The 4,361-nt window shown below is 70.0% G+C and carries 3 protein-coding genes; 2 read left to right on the plus strand and 1 reads right to left on the minus strand.

Features of this window, described 5'->3' with window-relative positions:
• Positions 1–129: 129 nt before the first annotated feature.
• Positions 130–1,767 carry a beta-N-acetylhexosaminidase gene (locus tag ACFVXE_RS38670; RefSeq protein ID WP_389678445.1) on the minus strand — a complete coding sequence of 546 codons (1,638 nt, stop codon included), beginning with the start codon at positions 1,765–1,767 and terminating at the stop codon, positions 130–132.
• A gap of 389 nt (positions 1,768–2,156) precedes the next feature.
• On the opposite strand from ACFVXE_RS38670, the gene ACFVXE_RS38675 reads away from it, so the two are divergent.
• Both ACFVXE_RS38675 and glmS read left to right on the plus strand, forming a co-directional pair.
• Entirely contained in the window at positions 2,157–2,432 is a 276-nt protein-coding gene (locus tag ACFVXE_RS38675) for a hypothetical protein (RefSeq protein ID WP_389678446.1), read from the plus strand.
• A 43-nt stretch (positions 2,433–2,475) separates the two neighbouring features.
• Positions 2,476–4,305 carry a glutamine--fructose-6-phosphate transaminase (isomerizing) gene (gene glmS, locus ACFVXE_RS38680; RefSeq protein WP_389678447.1) on the plus strand — a complete coding sequence of 610 codons (1,830 nt, stop codon included), beginning with the start codon at positions 2,476–2,478 and terminating at the stop codon, positions 4,303–4,305.
• The last annotated feature ends 56 nt before the right edge of the window (positions 4,306–4,361 follow it).

A 4,361-nucleotide genomic window follows, 5' to 3' on the forward strand; every position in this document is an offset into this window, starting at 1 on the left:
CACCGCGCCGCCCCCCGGACCGGCGCCCCCCCCCCGCCGCACGAACCCGCCCCGGCCGCCGGGGGGGCCATGAGGTTCAGGCCCGCCCGGCGAACCGGCTGCGGAGCGCCGGCCGGACGCCGGGTCAGCTCATCCCGCGGGCCACGGCACCTGGGGCGACCGGTAGTAGTCGATGCCCAGCGCCGTGAACCTCGGCCCCTGCGCCGCCAGCCGCACCTTGTAGGTGTCCCAGTCGTGCGTGGACTCCGGCGACCAGCCCAGCTCCGCGACGCCCGGCAGCCGGGGGAACGCCATCTGCTCGATCTGGTCGCTGTTCGTCAGCGTCTCCGACCAGATCGGCGCCTCGACACCGAGGACCGCGCTCTGCGGTGCGCCTGCGAGGTAGGTGGCCGGGTTCCAGTCGTAGGAGCGCTGCACCTCGACGTAGCCGGCCCAGGACAGACCCAGCTTGGTCTCCTTGTCGTACTTCATGTCGAGATAGGTCCGGTCGGCCGGCGACAGCACCAGTCTGGTGCCCTTCTTCGCCGCGTCCGCCACCTGCTGACGCTCGGCCGCGCCCGTCTCGTCGTAACCCCAGTACTGGGCGACCGCGCCCTTGACCGGTGTGGCCCCGGTCAGCTGGTGCCAGCCGACCACGGTCTTGCCGTACTTGCCGACGACGGCCTGCGCCTTGTTCATGAACGTCACGTAGTCGTCGTGGCTGGTGGAATGCGCCTCGTCGCCGCCGATGTGGAGGTACTTGCCCGGGGTGAGCGCGGCCAGCTCGCGGACCACGTCGTCCACGAAGTCGTACGTGATCGCCTTCGGGGCGCACAGCGAGCTGAATCCGACGCTCGTCCCGGTGTAGAGCGGCGGCGCGACACCGTCGCAGTTCAGCTCGGCGTACGAGGCCAGCGCCGCGTTCGTGTGGCCGGGCAGGTCGATCTCCGGCACGACCTCCAGATAGCGGGAGGAGGCGTACCGGACGATCTCCTTGTAGTCGCTCTTGGTGTAGTAACCGCCGATGCCGCCGCCGACCTCGGTCTGCCCGCCGTACGTGGCGAGCCGCGGCCAGGAGTCGATGGCGATGCGCCATCCCTGGTCGTCGGAGAGATGCAGATGGAGCTTGTTCATCTTGTACAGGGCCAACTGGTCGATGTAGCGCTCGACCTCGGCGACGGAGAAGAAGTGCCGGGAGACGTCGAGCATCGCGCTGCGGTACGCGTAACGCGGCGCGTCCGTGACCGTGCCGCCCGCGATCCGCCACGGCCCCGTCTGACGGCTGTGCTTCTCCACGTTCGCCGGGAGCAGCTGACGCAGCGTCTGGACGCCGTGGAAGAGTCCTGCCGCCCCGCGCGCGGTGATGGTGACGGAGCCGTGGCCGGACTTCAGCGTGTAGCCCTCCGCGCCCAGCTCGCTGTCGTGGGAGCCGAGCCGGAGACGGATGCCGTCGCTGCCGTCGCGGCCGGTGACCGGAAGGGCGTACCCGGTGGAGGGCCGCAGCACGCCCGCCAGGTAGTCGCCGACCCGCCGGGCCTCGCGGGAGCCGTCGCCGACACGGATCTTCGTTCCGGAGGTGATGGTGTACGGGGATCCGCCCGGCTTCACCTGGGCGGGGGCGGGCACGATCTGCCCGAGCGGACGGGGCGCGGCGGCGGTGACCGGGCCGCCGTGCGCACCCTGCCCTCCCGGAGCCGCGCCGGCGGTGGAGATACCGGCCGCTGCGACGAGCAGCAGCGAGCCGAGCAGACGGGGAAGTGCGGTGCGCTGTGTCCTGTGCAGTCTCACAAGCCGGGTCCCTTTCGACGGGTTCACACCTGTGGATCTCCTGAGCAACGAACCATCACCATGCGTACCGGGGGCCCCACGCGTGGTCAAGGTGTAGACCACTTCCCCGTTCCGGGGCCGCCGGAATCTGCCGCACGGCGGAAATCCTCCGGCGCCCCGGCACCTGGACCAGCCGACCGATCGCGCGCGCTCGGCACACCGCATCAGGCCGCGCTACTCACCGACGACGAGTTCACTGCCTCCGAACGAGTCGCCCCGAGGTGCCGCTGAGTGACGTCGAGCGGTCGCGACGCCGATCCGAGCCCATCAGGGAGCGTAATCGCACCTACTCCTGCCCGATATCGGGCAGATTTGTTGCGCAAGGCTGCCATTCGCCGCAATATCGACGAGTGCCCGAACGTCGCTCGTCGCACGACGACCTCATCGACCACCTGGTTCGCTCCACCACGCTCCAGCGCGGTGAAGCCGCCCGGGTGATCCTCGACGTGCTGGCGTACTTCGACGAGACGACCGACGCCTTCGTCCGCCGCCGCCACCGCGAACTTCAGTCCGGTGGCCTGGTGAACGCGGAGATCTTCGAGCGGATCGCGGCCGAGCTGCCGCACCGGGCGGTGGCGCCGCCGGAGCTCTCGCTCCGCCAGCTGCGCCGCATCGTCTACGGCTGAGCAGCGGGCACCACAGTGACATCGATGGAGGGGCAGAGACTCTATGTGCGGAATCGTCGGATACATCGGGAAGCGTGATGTGGCTCCGCTGCTGCTGGAAGGACTGCAGCGGCTGGAATACCGGGGTTACGACTCCGCGGGCATCGTCATCACCGGAAAGGCGTCGGCCGGGAAGCCCGCCGCGCTGAAGATGGTCAAGGCGAAGGGCCGGGTCCGCGAGCTGGAGGCCCGCGTCCCCAAGCGCTTCACCGGCACCACCGGTATCGCCCACACCCGCTGGGCCACCCACGGCGCCCCGAGCGACGAGAACGCGCACCCGCACCTGGACGCCGACCACAAGGTGGCCGTCGTCCACAACGGCATCATCGACAACGCCTCCGAGCTCCGTGCGAAGCTCGTCGCCGACGGCATCGTCTTCCTCTCCGAGACCGACACCGAGGTGCTGGTCCACCTGATCGCCCGCGCGCAGGCGGACACCCTGGAGGAGAAGGTCCGCGAGGCGCTGCGCTCGGTCGAGGGCACGTACGGCATCGCCGTCATGCACGCCGACTTCAACGACCGCATCGTCGTCGCCCGCAACGGCTCCCCGGTCGTCCTCGGCATCGGCGAGAAGGAGATGTTCGTCGCCTCCGACGTCGCCGCGCTCGTCGCCCACACCCGCCAGGTCGTCACCCTCGACGACGGCGAGATGGCCACCCTCAAGGCCGACGACTTCCGTACGTACACGACGGAGGGCTCGTCCACGACGGCCACGCCGACCACCGTGGAGTGGGAGGCCGAGTCGTACGACATGGGCGGCCACGACACCTACATGCACAAGGAGATCTCCGAGCAGGCCGACGCCGTCGACCGGGTGCTGCGCGGCCGCATCGACGACCGGTTCTCCACCGTGCACCTGGGCGGTCTCAACCTGGACGCCCGTGAGGCGCGCGGAGTCCGCCGGATCAAGATCCTGGGCTGCGGCACCTCGTACCACGCGGGCCAGATCGGCGCCCAGCTGATCGAGGAGCTGGCCCGCATCCCCGCGGACGCCGAACCCGCCTCCGAGTTCCGCTACCGCAACCCGGTGGTCGACCCCGACACCCTGTACGTCGCGGTCTCCCAGTCCGGCGAGACCTACGACGTGCTGGCCGCCGTCCAGGAGCTCAAGCGCAAGGGCGCCCGCGTCCTCGGAGTGGTCAACGTGGTCGGTTCGGCGATCGCCCGGGAGGCCGACGGCGGCACGTACGTCCACGCCGGCCCCGAGGTCTGCGTCGTCTCCACCAAGTGCTTCACCAACACCGTGGTCGCATTCGCGCTGCTCGCGCTGCATCTGGGCCGGATCCGCGACCTGTCGGTCGCCGACGGCAAGCGGATCATCGACGGGCTGCGCAGGCTGCCCGCGCAGATCACCGAGATCCTCGAGAACGAGGACGAGATCAAGAAACTGGCCGCGGAGTACGCGGACGCCAAGTCGATGATGTTCATCGGCCGGGTGCGCGGATACCCCGTCGCCCGCGAGGCGTCGCTGAAGCTCAAGGAGGTCTCGTACATCCACGCCGAGGCCTACCCGGCGTCCGAGCTGAAGCACGGCCCGCTGGCCCTGATCGAGCCCGCGATGCCGACGGTCGCGATCGTGCCGGACGACGACCTGCTGGAGAAGAACCGCGCCGCGATGGAGGAGATCAAGGCCCGCAGCGGCCGGATCCTCGCGGTCGCCCACCAGGTGCAGGAGAAGGCCGACCACACCATCGTCGTACCGAAGAACGAGAACGAGCTGGACCCGATCCTGATGGGCATCCCGCTCCAGCTCTTCGCGTACCACACGGCGCTGGCCATGGGCCGCGACATCGACAAGCCGCGGAACCTGGCGAAGTCCGTCACCGTCGAGTAGCACCTGCGGCGGCGCCCGTAGGGCGGGAGAGCGGCTCCGCACCCGCCGTGGCGTGG

Origin of the sequence: Streptomyces sp. NPDC058231 (assembly GCF_042882275.1) — a bacterium.
In the GTDB taxonomy this organism is placed as follows: Bacteria; Actinomycetota; Actinomycetes; order Streptomycetales; family Streptomycetaceae; genus Streptomyces.